The sequence below is a fragment of the Sphingobacterium prati genome (assembly GCF_013167215.1).
GTDB lineage: Bacteria > Bacteroidota > Bacteroidia > Sphingobacteriales > Sphingobacteriaceae > Sphingobacterium > Sphingobacterium prati.
The window spans coordinates 291440-313118 of record NZ_JABJWY010000038.1 but is presented as its reverse complement, the minus strand read 5'-3'; the positions used below and the strand labels follow the sequence as shown (position 1 = coordinate 313118).

Sequence of the window (21679 nt, the reverse complement as noted above, 5' to 3'; positions counted from 1 at the left end):
TACAATTTAGATATGAGTATTGAGATACGCGTATTGAGATTCTGCTTCTACACGCCATAGGCCTATGAAGTGTTATGATTTTTTTATTTTTTTACCCTGTAAAACTTCAATTCATTAAAAAAGCTATAACTTTGGTAGACTATTTAGGCGACAACCTTTGGTTCAATATTCAATTAGAATGTAACCGAATATGTATTGGCATACCCCGGTGGCGACCTAAGAAAGACAATTTATAGAGATGAGAAGAACAGTTATTGCCAGCCTTTTTGTTGCCTTTTGCCTATACGGCCATGCGCAGAGCAATTACGAGCAACAAATTTTAACGCAGCGCAAGGAAAAAGCTTTAGAATTAGCCAAGGAACAATTTGGTCCATTAAAAGCAGAACAAGTGGCCTCCTTAGATTACTTTGCTGTAAATCCAAACTATAGGGTTAAAGCAAAGGTAGAGGTCTTATTTGATGAGCCAGTGTTTCGTATGCCTACCTATGATGGTACAAGCAATGAATATAAACGTTATGCAATTGTGACATTTCCACTGAATGGAGCAGAAAGAACATTGAATATTTACCAAAGTGTAGCTTTATTTCAAAACCCTGCCTACAAAAAACATTTATTTTTACCATTTTTAGACCAGACAAACGGCCAGGAAAGTTATAGCGGTGGGCGATATATCGACCTGTCCACAGATGACATCAAAGGCAGTACCATTGAAATAGATTTTAATAAGGCTTACAATCCTTATTGTGCTTACAGCAATGGGTATCGTTGTCCAATTCCCCCAGTTGCAAACAATTTAGAAACAAAAATTATGGCAGGAGAAAAAGCCTTTCATAAAGCAAAAAATGAACGGCCTGTCAACCTGAATGGCGGACAGGAATTTACAGAAGCTGATAAGAAAATTATTTTATCAGGCAATGAAAGCACGCTCCTTCGTGTATTGCAAACCACCGATGAGAAAGATTTAAAGGTATTGAAAGCAACAAGCAGTGATGTGAAATATAATGACCCACTGTTGGAAACACTATCAAAGCGCATGTTTGCCACAGTTCGCGATCCGAACCATCCTGGCGTGGGTATAGCCGCTCCCCAAATTGGCATCAACAAAAATCTAATTTGGGTACAGCGGTTTGACAAACCCGAACAACCCTTTGAGTTTTATATCAATCCCAAAATTCTATGGCGTTCGAAGCTAAAACGGAAAGGAGCTGAAGGCTGTCTCTCCATCCCGAATCGCAAAGAAGATGTATTGCGGAGCTATGCAATCCGTTTACAGTATATCAACAAGGATGGAAAAGTGATTGAAGAGAATATTGAGGGCTTTACGGCGGTAATTTTCCAGCACGAAACGGATCACCTCTTTGGCATATTATTTCCTGACCGCCTGGAAGAACAGGAAAAAGAAAACTACGTGCCATTGAATGATAAAATTGATTTCTCCATTTTGCCGAAGACCTTGACACCATAGGTTCAAAATGTATTGAACCTTCAGGAAGCGTTTGGACAATGCTAAGTCGGCAATGTGCGATTAAAAAGAGCCCCCATTAACTGCTTCATGGGGGCTCAATTATAATGGAATCTATATGCGTTAGATCAATCCTTTTTCTGCCAATAGTTCAGCAACCTGAACAGCATTTGTCGCTGCGCCTTTGCGCAAATTGTCAGCCACTACCCACATATTAAGGGTATTTGGTTGAGATTCATCACGACGTATACGTCCCACAAAAACCTCATCTCGACCATGTGCGTCTTTTGGCATCGGATATTGAAGAGAAGCTGGATCGTCGACAACAATACAGCCGCTTTGAGCAGCTAATGCAGCACGTACATCATTTAAATCAAAGTCATTTTCAAATTCGATATTTAATGATTCGGAGTGACCGCCCATAACGGGTATACGTACAGTCGTTGCTGTCACCTTGATTGAATCATCACGCATGATCTTGTTTGTTTCCAAAATCATTTTCATTTCCTCCTTGGTGTAACCATTCTCCTGAAACACGTCAATATGCGGAATGACATTTAAGTCAATCTGATAAGGATAAGCTTTTTCGCCGTCTTTACCTGCGCGTTCATCCATCAGCTGGTTAACAGCTTTTACCCCAGTACCTGTTACGGACTGATAAGTCGAAACAACGACACGTTTAATTTTATATTTATCATGTAATGGTTTTAACGCCACTACCATTTGAATGGTTGAACAATTTGGATTTGCAATAATCTTATCATCAGCCGATAACACATCGCCATTCACTTCCGGAACGACCAATTTCTTCGTCGGATCCATACGCCATGCCGACGAATTGTCAATAACAGTAATTCCAGCTTCCGCAAACTTCGGTGCAAACTCCTTAGATGTATCCCCGCCTGCAGAGAACAATGCAACATCAGGTTTCAAAGCAATAGCCTCAGATGGTGTAACCACCTTATACTTCTTTCCCTTGAATTCAATTTCCTTACCCTTACTGCGCTCTGAAGCTACCGGAATTAATTCTGTTACTGGGAAATTTCGCGCCGCCAACACGGTTAGCATCTCAGTACCTACAAGGCCTGTTGCGCCGACTACTGCCACTTTCATTTTTGTCTGTGTTTAAATTGTATATAAAATTTGTTATTTGATTTGTTTTTAGTTGATTCTTGAAGAATGAATTCTTCAAATTTAAAAAATATTCCGTAATTACGCTATTAAAATAATAAAATATACCTCATTCTACTAAAAAAGTCACAACAGTTCCATTTTGTTAGTCCTAATAACATAAACTATCGCGCCTTACCTACCCTGTTTGTCATAAAAAAATGAAGTTACGACAATTCAAAAAAAATAAAAATTTTCGCCGCTCGTTCAAAAAAAAAGAACAAACGATTGAAACGGTTTAAAATCTCATAAAAACTGCGCCAAGAGTCTATAAATTAACATTTTTAGAGGACTGTCCTTGACACCAGACAGTTGTCAGATACTGAAAAGCCTTTATATTTGCATCATGAAAGAAAGCATTATTATCATTGGTGCAAACGGCCAAATCGGTACTGAATTGGCAATCGCTCTGCGTAAAAAATTTGGTGCAGAAAATGTTGTCACCACAGACATCAGAGAACCACAAACAAAAAGCCCCGACGAAAATTTTGAAATTGCAAATGTACTTGACAAAAATGGTCTCGACATATTGTTTCAAAAATATAAACCTACTCAAGTATATTTATTGGCAGCGATGCTTTCTGCAACAGGCGAAAAATATCCTGAAAAAGCCTGGGAGCTTAATATGAATGGATTGCTCAACGTGCTTGACCTTGCAGTTACGTATAAAGTTTCAAGAATATTCTGGCCAAGTTCGATTGCTGTCTTTGGTCCCCATTCGCCAAAGGAGAATACAGCGCAATACTGCGTCATGGATCCCAATACAATCTACGGCATCAGTAAGCTTGCGGGTGAACGCCTTATCGAATGGTATCAGGAACACCGCGGACTGGATATCCGTAGCGTAAGATATCCGGGTATTATCTCCTGGAAGACCGAACCGGGAGGCGGAACAACAGATTATGCTGTTGATATCTTTTACGAAGCATTAAAAACAGGCAACTATGAATGTTTCCTCTCCGAAAATACAGCATTACCCATGTTATATATGGAAGATGCCATCCGCGGTACACTTGAACTGATGGATGCACCACAGGAGAGCTTGAGCATCCGCCACAGCTATAACCTTGGTGGTATTACATTTACTCCGAAAGAACTCGCACAAGAAATTAAAAAAATTCTTCCTAATTTTGCAATCTCTTACGTAGCGAACGACCCAAGACAACAGATTGCCGATTCATGGCCTGCAAGTCTGGATGATTCATACGCAAGCAAAGACTGGAACTGGAAGCCAGAATTTGACATCCAGAAGATGACAGTCGATATGATTGAAAATCTTAAAAACAAAATATAACAATGGGAAGAGCTTTCGAATTCAGAAAAGAGCGGAAATTCAAACGCTGGGCTAAGATGGCCGTGCAATTTACACGTTTAGGTAAAGAGATCGCTATGGCGGTTAAAGAAAGCGGCCCGCACCCTGAAACCAACTCGAGACTTCGCACGGCAATACATAATGCTAAGGCTGTAAACATGCCTAAAGATCGTATCGAAGCAGCTATAAAACGCGCTTCAGAGAAAGATTCAAAAGGCTATGAAGAATATGTATATGAGGGTTATGGCCCACATGGTGTTCCGGTTTTGATCGAAACAGCGACAGACAATACCAACCGTACCGTCGGAAATATCCGCAGCTATTTTACAAAAGCTGGTGGGTCATTGGGAAAAACAGGGTCCTTGGATTTTATTTTCAATCGCAAATCTATTTTCCGTTTTGCAGCTACAGATGAATTGGATCTCGAAGAATTAGAACTTGAGCTCATCGATGGTGGGTTGGAAGAATTATACGTTGAAGCTGATGAAGAAGGCAATGATGTTGCTGTAGTACAGACTTCTTTTGAAGATTTTGGTAATATGCAAAAATTACTGGAAGAGAAGGGTATCGAAGTAACCTCAGCAAAATTGGAGCGTATTGCTTTATCACACTCTGACATTACAGAAGAACAAGCTGCTGATGTATTGAAGATGATTGATAAAATCGAAGAGGATGATGACGTACAGGCTGTATACCATAACATGGCGTAGGCCGACTATCTCAAAAAAACAACTAAAAAGAGCGCTGGTCGCTCTTTTTTTATTGAAATGCCTCTCAGCTCCGTCAGAAAAATTACTACATTTGTAATAGACTATATCAAACTCATAACAGGATGACTTTTGAAGAATTTTTCACGAAAAAGAAAATTGATTTAAAAGCTTTAAAAGCTGCAGATGAACTCTTATTTGAAGAGTTCAAAGCACACTATTCTGCGATGGGAGAGAAAAGCTTTGATCATAGCAAGAAGTTTTGGTTCAACAAGCTTCGGAAGAGCTTCCATCTAACGGAAGAAGAAGTGGTGGTTGTCAAAAAAACAATCCAAGAAGACAAAATAGAGACGACTTCATCCACAACGGATGCCAATGCGTCAAAACCTGCAGGTTTCAAACCGCGATTTAAAGCACCGGCCCCGTCTGAGCCCTCCAATCAAAAGGAGGAACCTAAAACAGAACCATCGACAACACCTTCAGAAGCGACTGATAGCGCAGTAACAGAAACACCGAAGCCAGCTGGGTTTAAGCCCCGCTTTAAGCCAGGTGTCACTAAAAGTGCAGAGCCAGCGGAAGAAACGTCTGCACCTAAAGGTTTGTCAACGGAATCGGCTCCGGAAACGCCGAAGCCCACGGGATTCAAACCACGATTCAAGCCAGGCGTGACAAAAACCGCAGCATCTGAACAGTCAGCACCTTTGGAAGAAAATCCAGTAACACCTTCAGAAGCGACTGATAGCGCAGTAACAGAAATACCGAAGCCAGCTGGGTTTAAGCCAAGGTTCAAACCAGGAATCACAAAAAGCGCAATAACCACAGGAAACACATCCACTCCTCCAGCTGCGTCCACGGAATCTACTCCAACAGAAGCGACAGCGGGTTCTACCTCGGAACCCTCAAAGCCAACTGGATTTAGACCACGATTCAAAGCGGGGGTGACAAAAGCAGCTACACCTGAACAATCAGCACCTTTGGAAGAAAATACAGTGACGCCATCAGAGGTCACACCCCCAACAGCGGCTGAAACCACCAAGCCGAAAGGATTTAAACCACGATTCAAAGCTGAGGTGACAAAAGCAGAAAGTACAGATTCTACACAGGCGGTAACTCCTCCAACAACAGCCGTCCGTGCGGAGCCGACAGCTGAACCTGTCCCACAAGCAGCACCAACAATAACGGAAGGCAGCACAACCAATCCCACTGGTGAGCCGCAACAGAACGATGATACTGTACAGGAACAGGCAGCGGCAAACAAGCCGAAAGGATTTATACCTCGCTTCAAAGCGGGATTAACAAAAATTGATAAAAAGGAAGAATAATTTTCACTACATTTAAACTGATTTTTTTCAATTAGTTTAAAATTCCGATTAAAACCAAAGACCAATGTTAAAGGAAGAAAGACAAGCATTTATTATACATCAGATCAATCTACATAACAAAGTTTTATCTTCAGATTTAAGTGTTCAACTCAATGTATCAGAAGATACCATCAGACGAGACCTGAATGAGCTTGCAGAAAACGGTAAAGTTTTAAAAGTCTATGGTGGGGCACTTTCCAAGTCCTTTCAATTTCCTTTCCAGGACGGAAATGTCTACGCAAAAGAAGCGAAGAAAGAAATTGCAAAAAAGGCCAGCACCTTGATCTCTAATGGTATGACAGTACTCGTAGGCGGCGGAACGACCTTGATCGAGCTGGCGCGGACAATTCCAGATCATCTTCAATGTACCTTTTTCACCATCAGTCCACTAGTCGCATTGGAACTCGCCGAGAAACCGAACCTTGAAGTGATCTTGGTCGGCGGGAAGCTTTCACGTAATACAAATATTGTGTCGGGCGCCCAGGTAGCCAATGAATTAGCAGATTTAAAAGTAGACCTCTGTCTATTAGGAACGAACTCGCTCTCTGTAGAGGACGGAGTTACTGACTCCGACTGGGAGGTGGTGCAGATCAAACGCGCAATGATCAAATGCTCCAAAAAGGTTGCTATACTCAGTATTGCAGAAAAACTTAATTCCGTCCAGAAGATGAAAGTGGTACCTTTACGTGATATTTCCTATTTGATTACTGATATCAATCCGACTGATGTTTCCTTAAAAGAATTTGCGAATACAATTGCAATACTTTAATATTGCCGCTCATTTAATTTAGCATGTCATCGCAAACGGAAAATGACTCTTTAAAATCAAAAACAACAAAAGGACTGCTATGGGGTGGTATGGCCAGTATTATCCAGCAGTTTTTGGGATTCGGCTTCGGTATTCTACTCAATCGTAAACTAACCGCCGAAGATTACGGTTTAGTAGCCATGATTACCATATTCTCTGTTCTTGCATCGGCATTTCAGGAAAGTGGTTTTATCTATGGTATTGTCAACAAAAAAGAGGTACAGCACAAAGATTACAATGCCGTATTCTGGACAAGCGTTGGGATCGGAACATTTATTTATATTGCATTATTCTTTTCAGCACCCCTCATTGCCCTGTATTACAACCAGCCGGTACTTGTTGAACTCAGTCGGTTCACTTTTCTTTCCTTTTGGTTAGGAAGTTTCGGGATTGCCCATAACGCTTATCTTTTCCGGAATTTAAAGATTAAGGAGAGGGTGATCACAGGAACCTTCGCCCTGGTCGCATCGAACATCCTCGGTGTTTATTTAGCCTATAAAGATTACTCCTATTGGGCCTATGCCATACAAATTGTATCGTATAGCGGCTTTAATATGCTTGGATTTTGGTATTACTCTAAATTCAGACCAACTTTTGAATTCGACTTCAGCCCCATTCGCGATATTTTAGGGTTTAGCAGTAAAATTTTGGTCACTAATATCTTTATCAATATTAATAAAAATATTTATGCTGCAGTGTTGGGCCGTCATTATTCCGCTGAAGCATTAGGATATACCGTCAACCCCAATAGATGGAGCATTATGGCGCAAAATATCTTGACCAACATGGTTAATAATGTCACGCAGCCTATTCTTCGAGAAATAGAAGACGATAAAGATCGACAACTTCGCGTATTTCGCAAACTCATCTCCTTTACGGCTTTCTTGGCGTTCCCGATGTTATTGGGACTGACAACGGTGGCACAAGATTTCATTACAATAGCAATTACCGAAAAATGGAAACAAAGCGCCATATTTCTTCAGATTTTCTGTATTGGTGCAGCGTTTGATTCGGTCAGCAACGTCTTCTCCAACCTGATTATCAGCAAAGGGAAATCTCAGGTCTATATGCGCAATATCGTTGCTTTCGGCTTACTCCAAATTGCAATTTTAGTCTTCGGCAAATCGCTTGGCCTAGAAATGCTAATTGCGCTAACTTCTGGATTAAATGCCCTATGGATAGTTGTCTGGTACGCTTCGGCCAGACCTTATATGACTTATTCGTTCAGCTATCTGGTTCAAGATGTTTTTTCATATGCTATATTAGCTGCTGTAAGCTGTCTTGCAGCACATTATTCCACCGCATCCATCGCTAATCTTTATCTTCGATTTGCAAGTACAATTGGTGTCGCTGTATCTACATATATCGTCGTCAATAGAGTCTTTAAACCAGGTATTTTACTTGAACTATTTAATTATTTTCTCACCGTTATCCGAAAAAAATAGATGGCCAAGATTCTTACCATAATCGTTTCTTATAATTTTGAGCCGTGGATTCACAGATGCTTACCCAGCTTATTAGCATCAAGCCATCAAACGGACATCCTCGTTATAGATAATAATTCGAGGGATAATACCAAATATATCATCAAAGAAACTTACCCTACGGTCAGACTCATCGAAAGCACAGAAAACCTTGGCTTCGGAAAAGCTAACAATCTCGGGTTAGCCATCGCGCTGGAGGAAGGCTATGACTATGCATTTTTGGTCAATCAGGACGCCTGGATAGATCAGAATTGTATTGCCCGCCTAATCGAAGTAAACACCGCAAACATCGGTATTATATCCCCCATTCACTACGATGGCACGGGGGAAAAACTTGACCATGGGTTCTCAATCTATACACAAAATGCCCGTCTTGAAAACTCCTATCGGACCTGTTCATTTGTGAATGCCGCCTTTTGGCTGATTCCAAAGTCCGTTATCAAAAAAGTCGGTGGGTTCTCCCCCATCTTTTTCCATTATGGAGAAGATAAAGACTATACCAACCGCATCCATTATTATGGATTACACATTGTACTCGCCGACGGGGCAAAGGCGTACCACGACAGACAGCAACGCCAGGTAGATAGAAAAGCTTTTCTAAAGAGCGAATTTGTTTACCACCTGACTGAGTATTGCAATATCAATTATACATTTACAAAGGCTTTTTCGATGGCTATATTAGCAAGCGTAAAGAAAATGCTGTCTTCTTTAGGTAAAGGTCGTATTTTTGAAACAAGAAGTTATTTCAATATTGCTTTTAGACTATTGGGTAAGACCATGGAAGTCCGTGATACCCGTCAGGCTAATAAAAAAGCTTTTAACAAAATTTTTTGATAGATGAACAGTCTTGCTCCAGTCTTACTCTTTGTGTATAATCGTCCAGCGCATACGCTAAAGACTCTTGCGGCACTTGAGAGAAACAAGTATGCTGACCAGACCATTCTCTATATTTATTCGGATGCGGCAAAAGATGAGCGTGCGATTGAGGCTGTAGAAGAGGTACGTCGGATTATTAAAAAGCCCTGGTCTTTTAAACAGATCAAAATTGTCGAGCGGGACAAAAATTGGGGCCTAGCTGCGAATGTCATTGACGGTGTTACCAAAGTCGTGCAAGAACATGGACAGATTATAGTCTTAGAAGATGATCTTGAAACATCAGCATTTGCCCTCGATTACTTTAATAAAGCACTAGACCGTTATAAAGAGGACGAACAGGTGATGCAGATCAGTGGCTATGGCTATCCGGTAAAAAATCTGGGTGAGCTTCCTGAAACGTTTTTCTTTCGGGTCGCCAATAGCTGGGGTTGGGCAACATGGGATCGTGCATGGCAACATTTCAACCCCAACATCGATGAACTTGTTTCCGATTTTTCGGAAGAACAGATTCATCAGTTCAGTATTGAAGGCAAGGAGAACTTTTGGAAACAGGTGCAGGAGCTTCGCAGCGGAAAGATCAACTCCTGGGCAATCCGTTGGTACGCTTCGGTATTCAAAAAAAATGGACTAGTTTTGTATCCAAGGAATTCGATGACACAGAATATTGGCAATGATGGCTCAGGCACTCATACAGCTGCAGAATCGACCTATCAGGTTACACTAGCAGATCATCCTGTACGTTATTTTCCAACTGAAATCGCGGAAAATGTACAGGCGTATGAGGCTATCAAATATTTCTATGCACATCGGAAAGGTTCTTTCCTCAGTCGGGGCATCCGGTTCCTCAAGAAAAAAATTAACGAATTCAATAAATAGACATGGCTGCTCATCCAAAATTTTCAATCATCACTGTCGTTTACAATAATGTGCGGGATATTGAGCACACCATTACATCGGTTGTTAACCAGACTTACGACAATATTGAATACATCGTCATTGACGGGGAATCATCCGATGGCACCTTAGCGGTTATTCACAAATATCAGGACAAAATTGCGGTTTCATTATCTGAAAAAGACAAGGGAATTTACGATGCGATGAACAAAGGCCTTGCTTTGGCTACAGGTGATTATGTTCTTTTTCTGAATTCAGGAGATGAAATATACGATCTTAATAGCATCGAAAACTTAGCGAAACTCAGTAATGATGCCGATATCCTCTACGGTGAAACTATCCTGATAGACGAGGACAGAAATATTATTGGTGAGCGAAGACATAAGGTGCCGGCAAATTTTGACTGGAAGAGCTTTCGCTATGGCATGAATATCTGTCATCAGGCGATCTATATCAAGCGAAGTATTGCAGAACCCTATGACGTCAATTACAAACTATGCGCGGACATAGATTGGGTCATTCGTTGTGCTAAAAAGGCAAATAAATCTGTTAATACGCATCAATATGTAGCGCGTTATCTCGTCGGCGGGATGTCAAAACAGAAACATAAGGAGTCGCTAAAAGAACGCTTCGCCATCTTCAAACACTATTACGGTGCCATTCCCAACTTATTCAATCACGGAATCATCGCTTTAAAAGCGATTTGGCACCGCATTAATTACGGTAAACCTCAAGACTAATGCTAAATCCTGAAATCCTAACGGAACTTGTTACTGTTAAGATGCCTTTCGGCAAATATCAAGGTTACACGTTGTGTAATCTCCCAGAACCCTACCTCGTCTGGTACAATCAAAAAGGATTCCCCAAAGGTAAATTAGGCCAACAGCTCGCCACACTCTATGAGATCAAGTTAAATGGGCTGGAATACCTCCTGGAGCCTTTGAAGAAAAGGTGACGAAGGTCATTTTCATTCATTTATTATTTTTCGTAACTTTGCAGTGAATTTATTTTTGCATTAAACGCCGTTTGCAGCGGTATCAATGAATATCATGGCACAATATCAAACATTGCTGTACTATTGTTACAGCCCTATCGAAAACGCAGAACAATTTGCGACTGATCACCTTGAATTTTGTAAATCACTTGGCTTAGTAGGACGTATTATCGTCGCTGACGAAGGCTTGAATGGTACTGTTTCGGGCACTACTGAAGCATGTCAGCAGTATATGGATGCAATTTATGCGGATGGTCGTTTTAACAAAACAGAATTTAAAATCGATCATGTTGAAGAACCCTCTTTTATCAAGATGCATTGCCGTTATAAGGCTGAAATCGTGCATTCCGGTTTAAGAGACCCTAAAGAAATCGACCCAAACCGCCAAACGGGCGTACATTTGGAGCCAAAAGATTTCTTAGCGATGAAGGACCAGGACGATGTGGTCGTCTTGGATGTGCGCTCAAATTACGAACATAGTGTGGGTCGCTTTAAAAATGCAGTGATGTTGGACATAGATAATTTCCGCGAGTTTCCAGAAAAGATCAAAGAACTGGAACAATATAGAGGAAAAAAAATATTGACGTATTGTACGGGCGGTATCAAATGTGAAAAAGCTTCTGCCTTATTATTAAAAGAAGGATTTGAAGATGTCTACCAATTACACGGCGGAATCATTAAATATGGTAAAGAAGCGGGTGGCGAAGATTTCGAAGGACAGTGCTATGTATTTGACAACCGTGTCACAGTAGACGTCAACTCGGTCAACCCATCTGTGGTATCAACCTGTTTCAATTGTGGTAAACAGACAACCAAGATGATCAACTGTGCCAATCCGGTATGTAATGAGCATTTTACCCAATGTGATGAATGTGGCTGGAAAATGGACGGCTGTTGTTCAGATGCCTGTAAGGAAAGTCCGAATAAACGGGAATACGATGGAACCGGCTATTATGTCAAGGTTCCGCAGCCGGTCAATGTAGACAAAATCAGCAAAAGAAAACACAAGAATTTTCCACCTAAAGTGAAGGTCGAAGATTAACTCAATACAGCATAAAAAAGTCGGTACCTGATCAGTTACCGACTTTTTTATGCTGTCAGATTGCGTTACTTGCCAAACATTCCTGCTATTGAATCCAGTATATTTCCTTTGGATTGGCCGTCGTTGCTCTTGTCAAAGAAGCTACCGGCCAAACCGCCCAACATATCCGTCATGCTACCACCGGCAGAAGCCTGTGCCGTTTCTTGTGCGGGCTCTTCCTGTCCACCACCTAAAAATGAACCAAGGATCCCCCCTATCATACCGCCACCTGCGGCTTGCTGTCCGCCTCCACCTAAAACAGAACCGATCAGATCACCAATACCACCACCATTGGATGCCTGTTTTTGCTGCCCTAGATATCCCATGACAATAGGCGCGAGTGTTGCCAAAATACCAGTTACCTGAGCAGAACTGATACCAGCTTTATCGGCAATATTCTGTGTCACTACTTCTGTATTTTGGCCAAACATATGGTTGACAATCTTGTTCCCGTCGTCAGATCCACTCTGACCAAATAAATCACCTATCTTATCGAAGATACCACCACCGCTATGCTGGTCGATCGCTTTATCAATATTTTCTGACTGACCTTTATTTTTCGCATTGTAATTCAATGCCGCAATCATTAAAGGAACTGCTGCTGCCACAATCCATTTCGCTTTGGATTCGCTGACACCTGTCATTTTGGAAATGGCTTCTATTGCTTTTGAGCCAACTCCACCTGTAACTAAATCTGTTAAGTTCATAAGTCTTCGTTTATAGTTATGATGAAGATAGCAAAAATATGTCTTGATCTGGACAAATTTCCCATAAATATCCACAGGAATAAGCACTTCCTAAAAGAGCTAATTTTAATTGATGGCTCTATTTGATGCCGTGTCAAGGTAAATCTTTATATGGGTAATCCGAGCAAAATTCGTCTACTCCCAAAGCCATAACCCGATCAATCTCTTTTTTATTATTGTTGTTTCCACAAAGTATTTTAACCCCTCGTAGCTTACATTCATCAACCAAAGCTTTATCAATCAAATTGGCATTAGGAGCATAATAGTCCGGATAGAATGTTAGCATTTTCATGTTCTCTTTGAAGCTTCCTTTCGTTGCATTAAGCATCGTTATTACTTTGGGATAATCGCGGTGAACAATCTCTAATGTACGCGGATCGAAAGATTGAATAATCACACGGTCAGCTATATCCTTTTCGACGAGAATCGTCATTAATTCTTTTACAAAGATTTCGGGAATAGGGGTCACTACGTGATCGCGATTAGGATTAGTTTTAGTTTCTATACTATATCGTGGTTTAATTCCCTTTGACTTTGCATAAAGCTCAACAGAATCAATTAAATCAGTTAATTTAGGAATTTTAGCTTTTCGACTTTTTTGAGCTGGGAAATCGCGATGCCGCTGTGACCCAACATCATATTTTTCCAGTTCCTGATAAGTCATTTTGTAAATAGGAAGACCTTTGCCACTTTTTATCGGTTTTCCAACCGGATCTAATGTAATTAGTGAATCTAGCCAGGGATCATGTGAAACGACGGCATAACCATCAGACGTAAAAGCAATATCCATTTCCAACACAGCAGCGTTTCGAACCAACGCATTTTTCATCGCAACAATTGTATTCTCTGGCATCAACCCCCGATAGCCTCGGTGTGCATAGAACTGCGGTTTAATTTGTGCAAAACAAAAGGTTATAAAGAAACACGCACAAAAAAAGCTTAAAATTGTTTTCATAAACTAGTCATTATCTTAATCTAATAGCAAGGTGTTTTGTACCCGAACAGGTTCCCCAAGCTCCCCCACCCGTTTCCATAGGAGTCTCTTTAACCCTATATAATTTAACTCCATCCATCTTTTGAGGTTCTATTTCCCTATAATAATAGGCTGAATCTTTCATCGTTGTAATCTCACCATTTTTTTACCGCATGTCGCTTTATAAATTAGTTCATGAATAAAAACGGAGCCTAGGCTCCGTTTTTATTACTCTTCAATTTTAGTAGAAAACTCATTTTCGATTTCGTTCAGTGTAGATGCCTTCGTCATCTCGACATTATTTTGAGAACGAGCAGAAGTCCACCTTGCCAAAGAAGTGTTATATACTCCACCAAGGCTCACAAAATAACCAACGTCTGCCGTATTATATTTTAGGAAAATATTATTAGTTCCGGCCATAAAAAATGGTTGGGGCTTTAGTGACAAAGGATCAATAACATCATAATAATCATTATTTGTTATGCGGTAACCTTTATTCCCATCCGTCAATGCCCCGCCTCCAGAGTTATACATCACATCTACTGGTTTACTCGATTCGGTTACTGCTGTCGTATTGAACACAGCTATGCCAAAGGCGTTCCCACTATTAGCCATCAAACCACCGGTTTTATCTCCAACGCCATCAAATCCATCGTTTGCGACATAATCATAATTCAGAATCCATTTTGCGTTGGAAATGTCTGTAGAGCTCGGGCCATTAATCAATTTATACTTACCCCCAACATAGAAGTATTGGCCCTTCGCCACAGTTCCAGAGGTAATATTCAGTTTATACGTCCGCATTCCTCCGGTTGCCCAACCCTTTGCGGGGACTCCTGTTGGTGTTGATTTATTCGCATTATTACTTACGACAACAGCATAAGGTGTCTTTGAGAAATCTATATCTTCAATTGCCAAAAGCTGAATATATTCGTAATTCCCATCGCTACCTTTTACATCACTCGCAAAACCAGCAATTGCTACAGGCGTATGTTCGATCACTGAACTTAGTTCCTGGATATCGGATTCTCTACGCAAAACTTCGTAGGGAACGAGATTACCCTCAGTGCCCACCTTATTAAAGATCACACCAAAATAATTTGCTAATACACTTAAATTCCTTTTCGCAAATTTGGCTGACGATTTTGTCACCAAACCCAAATTTCCAAAGCCATCGTTTAGTGTTTTCTGTCCTTCGAGAATATCCCCCGCTGCTGGCAATGGATTAAAGCCGCCTTTTACGATTGCTACCAAAGTGCTTTCATACTTATCTGGATTTGCCAAAATGTCTTTCGCAGTAACTCGATTATTAGGAATCGGTCTGTCCGAAGCTATTTTCACAATATTTGATTCGGCAATATTCTTTAGCTGAAGAATTCCATCTTCTCGTGTGAGTTCACTACCAACGATATTGATTTGCAACGAATCTCCTATCACATAATTTTCAGCGGTTTTACCCAATGGTATTGTTATTCCTCTTAATTGATTTAAGCGTCTACGATCTTGGATGACCAAATATCCTTCAGGAAAATTTCCTTCTCGGTGGTCTGAAACCACTACGCCTGCGATTGTCGTTGAACCATCTAAGTTATCCTGACTGATTTGTACAGGCTGCCCTTTATAAATGCTCCTGACATCAAAAATTCCAATATACGTACTTACTACCCCTCCAGGATAATTTCCGTCCTTGCTACAAGAACCAAGAGCTAAGGCGCCCATGAATCCCATTATTATGTAAAGAATATATTTCTTCATTGTGTACTCATTAAAATTATGAAACCCTTATGGTTTTTGCCACCAAACTTTTGTATTAATCGCGTCTCCACCTTGCGATTGAACAGCTAACTTATAATTCGTTGGATTTGCTGACTGGACATAAATTGGATAATTTAATCTGGCAGGCATCTCGCCATTATTTTTCAATCCTGTTCCTTTCGGCAGTTTGGGGTAGCCTGTTCTTCTAAATTCAAACCATTGTTGACAATCCACAAATAATAACGCATAATACTTTTGCAGATGAATCATTTCCATCTTTTTTTCAAAAGAGTAACTGTCGTCCCAATTTATATCGCCATTATTTAAATAATCTTCAATAGACTCTGTATAAGTAGGTAACCAAGTTGTGATTCCTTTCATCACCCCATCTTTGTAAAGATCCCCTGGTTTATCATTATAAAAACCTTTTAACGCTAATTCCGCTTTAATAAACTGCAATTCAGCACAGTTCATGATCATACCTGTTAACGGTTCGTTCATCATTGTCCTTACTGCAATATCACTTACAGTTTGATCGTAAGAATAGAAATAGGATTGCTTATCCCATCCTTCGCCGGGTGCATATCCACTTGGAACACCTAAGAAATTCCCACTTACAGGTGCTATACCCAAACGATTAACACCATTTGAACCATATGTTGGAATATTTATCCTTGGGTCATTCCATGCGACCAGATTATCAATAAAGAAACTACCTAGCGAAGGAGTTCTAAAATCCTGCGCACGTACATCCATAAATGGGGAAACAAAAGGTATAGTTCCTGTCCATTTGAGAATTGCTGAATCATCATTACTCGTCATAACTGGATAGGCTGAAGCATTGTCAACCAAAATATCTGCGATTTTAGTTTTGACCAAATTAACTACTTCAGCATCCTGTTTGCCTGAAACTCTCAATAATAGGCGTAAAAATAACGTATTACCGAATTTCCTCCATTTACTGATATTTCCGGCATATATTGGATCATACTCTCCTTTGATCGCCACATTTTTAGCCAAAAGCGTATTGGCTGTATCAAGTTGCCTGAACAGATCCAAGTAAATGTCTTTTTGTGCATCAAACTTTGGTTCAAGAATATCATCACTCTGTCCTTTTAATGCTTCACTATATGGGATATCACCATACGTATCTGTCAATATCGAAAACACCCAAGACTTCATGATCAATGCAATACCCCGATAGGATGCATTATCATTCATTCCACCGTCCGAAAGCTTATACATTTCATTAATATTGTTCAGTTCGGGATATAAAGAATTCCATGGGCCATCTGCTACGTTATTTCTAATATCATAACGGAAGATGCGGTATTCCCCATCACCGATATTCACGGTAACCTGCATTAACTCATTATTAAATGAGCGATTTCGTGACATATTTGATGCCACAGCATCCCGAAACGCGGCCTGCATAAATTGATATGGATAGGCATTTGTACTATTATTGGGATTTGTATTGATCTCTTGAAAGTTCTTATCACAAGATTGCAATAAGACTGCTAATGAAAGGAAAAGACCACCTAATCCAAAAAATTTTATATATGATTTCATAACGATTTTATACTAAAATCCAACAACTAAATTAACACCATAAGTTCTTGTTGACGGGAACTGAGCAATTTCAAATCCTTTGACAATATCTGTTCCTGACAATGTTCCAAATTCAGGGTCAAAGTTTGGCCAATTGGACCAGATCACAAGATTTCTACCATATACCCCAACAGATGCTTTTTGTAATTTTAAACGATTGACAAAAGCTTTGGAAAAAGAGTAGTCAAATCGGGCCTCTCTAAATTTGATAAAATTAGTCGAAAAGGTGCTACCCTCCGCATTATCCTGTCCATAGTGAGAACGGTAGTACTCATCAATATCCGTCGCAATGACATCATTTTTTCGATAAGTACCATCAGCATTTTGAACAACTCCATTCCCTATGATTCCACTATATCTTCCTGGAAGTGTATTTTTTGTTTTTCCTTGCTCAGCCAATTTATAGTGGGTCAATGAGTGGGAAACCCCACCAAACTGTGCATCAAACAATAAGTTCAGGCGGAAACCTTTAAATTTAAATTCATGGCCTAAACTGGCTTTCCCTTTTGGAATGGTATTTCCCAGGTACACGACTTCATCTGTCAATAATGCCACACCGGTATTTGCATCATAGACAATCTGTCCATCTGGCGATCTTTGATATCCAATTCCGTACAAATCTCCCATAGATCCGCCAACTTTCGCCACTAGCTGCCCACCAGCGACGGGACCAGTTTGAAGAATCATTGTTGAGTCGGCCAATGACATGATTTTATTCTGATTCATCGAGAACGTTGCAAAAACCTTCCAGCTGAATCCATCCTTATTTTTGATTGGCATACCATCCATTGCCAATTCGATTCCTCTATTACGTACCTCACCAGCATTCACCATTTTGAATCGCGCTCCTGTTGAAGCATCAACGACACGTTGCAACTGTTGATTGGATGTATTACTTTGATAAACTGCTAAATCAAAACCAAAACGATCTTTAAACATCCGAACCTCAGTTCCAAATTCTACCGAACGAGTTTTTAATGGTTGCAGGTAAGGATTGACAATAACTGAGGGAATCTGCAATCCTCCTGGGTATTGCGGACCAGCAGTCTCATAAGAAAAATCAATCATATAAGGTTTATTTCCTCCATTTCCAACACCAGACACAGAACCTCTCAATTTCGCATAGTTAATAACGCGAGGTAATTTCCACACTTCAGAAGCAATAAAGCTCGCGTTCAAAGATGGGTACGTAAAGTATGTTTTTTTATCTGGCGCAAGAGCAGATGCTAAGGTACTCGCCCAATCTATCCGGTAGGTACCATCTACGTATAAAAAGTTTTTGTATGCCGCAGTAAACAAACCATAAAAACCATTTCTTTGTTCATGACTCTTATAGGGTAGGCTAAGCACCTGACCTTTTGCATTCGCCATCGTATAAACACCGGGATAAGTCAGCGAATCCGCACGCATCTCATCTCTATTATAGCGATTGTCATTAGTACTTCCACCTACTGTTGCTGATACTTTCCAATCCTTATTGATTTCCTTATCATACTTCAATAAGAAATCCAACGTCGTTTCATGTGAGAAAATAGACTGCGTACGGTAGCTACCGAAAGGCATTTTAGCACCAGCATCATATGGTCTCTTTTGCTCGCGATTTTCATAGGCCATATCCATGGAGCTCCGCAACATCAAATTCCAATTTTTATTAAACTGATAGCTTGCCTGGACATTTCCTGTTATTCCATGTCTATTCATCCCATTGATAAATTCCCTCGAGATAGCAAACGGATTCTCGGGATAAGAAGAAAATGGATATTTGATTTTTTGCCCTTCAGAACCTTGTACCCAATAATCTTTTAACCAATTCATATCAGCGTTTGGTTGCCAGAAAATAAACCAATACATCAAAGATTGATTTCCATATCCCGCACCTGGTAAATTGTCAGACCATTTATTGGTATAGTTTACCTTCGCATTAATTTGCAATTTATCACTTACCTTGGAATTTACGGATAATGCGACTGTATTACGTTTATATCCTGTATTGGGAACAATCCAAGTATTATTGACGTTTGTTGCTGAAAATCTTGCTGAAGTTTTTTCTGTACCGCCATCTATACTAACCGAATTGGTAAATGTTTTTCCAACATCAAAGAATGTTTTTAAATTATCATATGGGCGCCAAAGAGTCCGTTCCGTACCTACTTTTTGCGTAACAGGATCATACTGATAAAAATATTGCCCATCGAATTTCGGTCCATAGGCCGAACTTGTTCCGGAAGTACTAGCCCCATCCTCTGTGGTTCCATAGGAGTAATAATTTGAACCGGCCAATCCCTGTCCGTATTCATATTGCAAGTCAGGCATCCTGTTAATCGCTTCCAGTGATGTATTTGAATTGACCGTAACACCAATCCCTTTTTTACCTTTCGACCCAGATTTAGTCGTAATCATAATCGCCCCATTTGCACCACGTTGCCCATACAAAGCAGCCGCGCTAGCCCCCTTCAATACCGTCACATTTTCTATATCTTCAGGATTAATATCGTCAATACCTGAGCCATAATCAGCAGGCATATTATCTGACCCTGTTCCATAAGTATTTTCGCCCTGATTAGCAGTTTTACGCCCGCTACCATCATTTACTACAACTCCATCTATTACAATCAATGCCCCCGGGTCCCCATTCAGATTGGCTTCCCCTCTCAAAATAATCTTAGTTGATCCTGTAGGCCCAGCATTCGAACGCATCAGATTGAGTCCAGCAACTTTACCGGACAAAGCATCACTCCAGTTATTGGAAAGTGCGTCAGTCAATTGTTCACCCTTCACAACAGTTGTCGCATAACCCAACTCCCGTTCTTGTCTTTTAATCCCCAGCGCAGTGACAACAACCTCTTCAAGTGCCGCGGCTGTGGGACTTAATGCAATTTGAAGACTGCTTTGAGACGCTTCGAAAGTCTTTGTTTGCGCTTCATAACCGATTAGTTGAAAACGTATTTTCCCTCCTGCATCAACATCTACCTCAAAATTACCATTTCGGTCTGTCGTACCTTTTGCAATTCCTCCCGACAGAATAGAAACTGAAGCGAGTGGCTCCTGCGTCTTGCTATCTACAACTTTTCCTTTAATTTTAATCTTCCCCTGATTAAAATTATGCATGATGCTGTAACTATTACCTAATGGCACAGCTGCTACAGCTACATCCAGATTGCAAGCAACGATCAACGTTGCAAATAGCACTTTCGAGGATGAGTGCCTTAGATTAATTTGGATAGGGTTAATACTAAACATAGATATTAGTGTAAATTGTTAATTTTCAATTTGGGACAAAAGTATATTCTTAACAAAAAGTTTGTCTTAACTTAATGTTTTCTTTTTGTTAAGAATTGTTTCGAATATCATTTCCTTTAAGAAACATTTTTCCCGATTTACATCTTATAAAAATGCTGAAGAATCCATTTAGACAGGAATTTCACGCATTAGGTCTAAAAAGCACTTACTTTATTTTGGTTATTTCATTATTATAGAATCGAAAATAATTAATATTCTATAAAAAACGAAATAAATCGAAATTATTTAAAACATTGATTTAATATAAAAACAAACAATAAATTCGATAAACATAAAGAAGGTAAATGGATATTAATGGCACATCCAATTATTGACACAATGTTAACGCTATATCCTCTATGGGAAACAATGAACAAACTATGCGCTTTGATTGGGGTTAATTGAAGAAACCTGTGTTATTAAAAAAGCCCAAACTTTCGTTTGGGCTTCCTATTATAATTAAAACTCTGATGCTAGCGTTTTTCAAAGCTCCATTTGACGTAGTTGATATTCTTATCGTCCGCCAGATACTTTTTCTCATAGTATGTCTTGATGGATAAAACATCATCAACCAGATCCGAGTGATAAAGATCTGTTGTCTCTTTATATTTCTTCAGGTTTTGCAGATCTATTTGCTCAAGAGTATACGCATAGAAGCCATCATTATCTGTCTTCAGATTCATCATACCTTCCGGCTTCATGACAATCTTATAACGGTCTAAAAACTTAGGACCTGTCAAGCGTTTCTTTTCGCGGCTGTCCTGCGGCTGTGGATCCGGAAAGGTAATCCAAATTTCATCAATTTCATTTTCAGCAAAATGCTCAAGAAGTGTCTCAATCTGTATCCGTAAAAATGCGACATTTTTGATACTATCCTCCAATGCAGTTTTTGCGCCGCGCCAAATACGGTTGCCCTTAAAATCAATACCGATAAAGTTCTTATCTGGAAACAAGCGTGCCAAGTTAACCGTATATTCTCCTTTACCACAGGCAAGTTCCAAAACAACCGGGTTTGTATTTCCAAATTGCTTCTCAGCCCATTTTCCTTTATATTCCTTGCCGGCATCGAGCTGGATGACATTCTCAAAAGTCGCTACTTCGGCAAATTTACGTAGTTTATCCTTTCCCATTTTTTAATTAATATCCCGCAAAAATAACCTTATATT

Annotated in this window: 18 protein-coding genes; 11 read left to right on the top strand and 7 right to left on the bottom strand. The window is 40.0% G+C overall.

Annotated elements, in window-relative coordinates:
- Positions 1–238 precede the first annotated feature (238 nt).
- Complete coding sequence (gene def / locus HPC41_RS20845) at positions 239–1465, top strand: peptide deformylase (RefSeq protein WP_172396022.1); 1227 nt, start codon at positions 239–241, stop codon at positions 1463–1465.
- Between the two features lie 120 nt (positions 1466–1585).
- On the opposite strand, the gene HPC41_RS20840 is transcribed toward def, so the two are convergent.
- Positions 1586–2575, bottom strand: a complete 990-nt coding sequence (locus HPC41_RS20840; RefSeq protein WP_172396021.1) for an aspartate-semialdehyde dehydrogenase — start codon at positions 2573–2575, stop codon at positions 1586–1588.
- Between the two features lie 403 nt (positions 2576–2978).
- Between HPC41_RS20840 and HPC41_RS20835 the strand changes: the two genes are divergently transcribed.
- The 10 genes from HPC41_RS20835 to trhO all read left to right on the top strand — a co-directional run bounded on the left by HPC41_RS20835 (position 2979) and on the right by trhO (position 12110).
- Positions 2979–3926 carry an NAD-dependent epimerase/dehydratase family protein gene (locus HPC41_RS20835; RefSeq protein WP_172396020.1) on the top strand — a complete coding sequence of 316 codons (948 nt, stop codon included), beginning with the start codon at positions 2979–2981 and terminating at the stop codon, positions 3924–3926.
- A gap of 2 nt (positions 3927–3928) precedes the next feature.
- Positions 3929–4654 (top strand): YebC/PmpR family DNA-binding transcriptional regulator, encoded by a 726-nt coding sequence (locus HPC41_RS20830; RefSeq protein ID WP_121120973.1) that lies wholly within the window; start codon positions 3929–3931, stop codon positions 4652–4654.
- A 122-nt stretch (positions 4655–4776) separates the two neighbouring features.
- A complete protein-coding gene (locus tag HPC41_RS20825) occupies positions 4777–5973 on the top strand; it encodes a hypothetical protein (protein WP_172396019.1) in 1197 nt (398 codons plus the stop codon).
- 64 nt (positions 5974–6037) lie between these two features.
- The gene (locus tag HPC41_RS20820) at positions 6038–6781 is read left to right on the top strand and encodes a DeoR/GlpR family DNA-binding transcription regulator (protein WP_108634674.1); all 744 of its coding nucleotides are present in this window, start codon (positions 6038–6040) and stop codon (positions 6779–6781) included.
- Between the two features lie 23 nt (positions 6782–6804).
- Positions 6805–8265, top strand: a complete 1461-nt coding sequence (locus HPC41_RS20815; protein WP_172396018.1) for a lipopolysaccharide biosynthesis protein — start codon at positions 6805–6807, stop codon at positions 8263–8265.
- A complete protein-coding gene (locus tag HPC41_RS20810) occupies positions 8266–9138 on the top strand; it encodes a glycosyltransferase family 2 protein (protein WP_172396017.1) in 873 nt (290 codons plus the stop codon).
- Positions 9139–9141: 3 nt separating this feature from the next.
- Positions 9142–10056 (top strand): glycosyltransferase, encoded by a 915-nt coding sequence (locus HPC41_RS20805; RefSeq protein ID WP_172396016.1) that lies wholly within the window; start codon positions 9142–9144, stop codon positions 10054–10056.
- A gap of 2 nt (positions 10057–10058) precedes the next feature.
- Complete coding sequence (locus HPC41_RS20800; RefSeq protein WP_172396015.1) at positions 10059–10814, top strand: glycosyltransferase family 2 protein; 756 nt, start codon at positions 10059–10061, stop codon at positions 10812–10814.
- Positions 10814–11029, top strand: a complete 216-nt coding sequence (locus tag HPC41_RS20795; protein ID WP_046673143.1) for a DUF3820 family protein — start codon at positions 10814–10816, stop codon at positions 11027–11029. Before HPC41_RS20800 ends, HPC41_RS20795 begins: the two co-directional genes overlap by 1 nt.
- A 94-nt stretch (positions 11030–11123) precedes the next feature.
- A complete protein-coding gene (gene trhO / locus HPC41_RS20790) occupies positions 11124–12110 on the top strand; it encodes an oxygen-dependent tRNA uridine(34) hydroxylase TrhO (RefSeq protein WP_172396014.1) in 987 nt (328 codons plus the stop codon).
- A 65-nt stretch (positions 12111–12175) separates the two neighbouring features.
- On the opposite strand, the gene HPC41_RS20785 is transcribed toward trhO, so the two are convergent.
- From HPC41_RS20785 to trmB, 6 genes are all read right to left on the bottom strand, one after another.
- Complete coding sequence (locus tag HPC41_RS20785; protein ID WP_172396013.1) at positions 12176–12856, bottom strand: DUF937 domain-containing protein; 681 nt, start codon at positions 12854–12856, stop codon at positions 12176–12178.
- A 133-nt stretch (positions 12857–12989) separates the two neighbouring features.
- Positions 12990–13850 carry a glycerophosphodiester phosphodiesterase family protein gene (locus HPC41_RS20780; protein WP_172396012.1) on the bottom strand — a complete coding sequence of 287 codons (861 nt, stop codon included), beginning with the start codon at positions 13848–13850 and terminating at the stop codon, positions 12990–12992.
- A gap of 246 nt (positions 13851–14096) precedes the next feature.
- Positions 14097–15623: a DUF5689 domain-containing protein gene (locus tag HPC41_RS20775; protein ID WP_172396011.1), complete on the bottom strand. Its 1527-nt coding sequence runs from the start codon at positions 15621–15623 to the stop codon at positions 14097–14099.
- Positions 15624–15650: 27 nt separating this feature from the next.
- Positions 15651–17195, bottom strand: a complete 1545-nt coding sequence (locus tag HPC41_RS20770; RefSeq protein WP_172396010.1) for a SusD/RagB family nutrient-binding outer membrane lipoprotein — start codon at positions 17193–17195, stop codon at positions 15651–15653.
- 12 nt (positions 17196–17207) lie between these two features.
- Positions 17208–20474, bottom strand: coding sequence for a SusC/RagA family TonB-linked outer membrane protein (locus tag HPC41_RS20765; protein WP_172396009.1), 3267 nt, complete (start codon positions 20472–20474; stop codon positions 17208–17210).
- Between the two features lie 512 nt (positions 20475–20986).
- Positions 20987–21643: a tRNA (guanosine(46)-N7)-methyltransferase TrmB gene (gene trmB / locus HPC41_RS20760; protein WP_172396008.1), complete on the bottom strand. Its 657-nt coding sequence runs from the start codon at positions 21641–21643 to the stop codon at positions 20987–20989.
- Positions 21644–21679 lie beyond the last annotated feature (36 nt).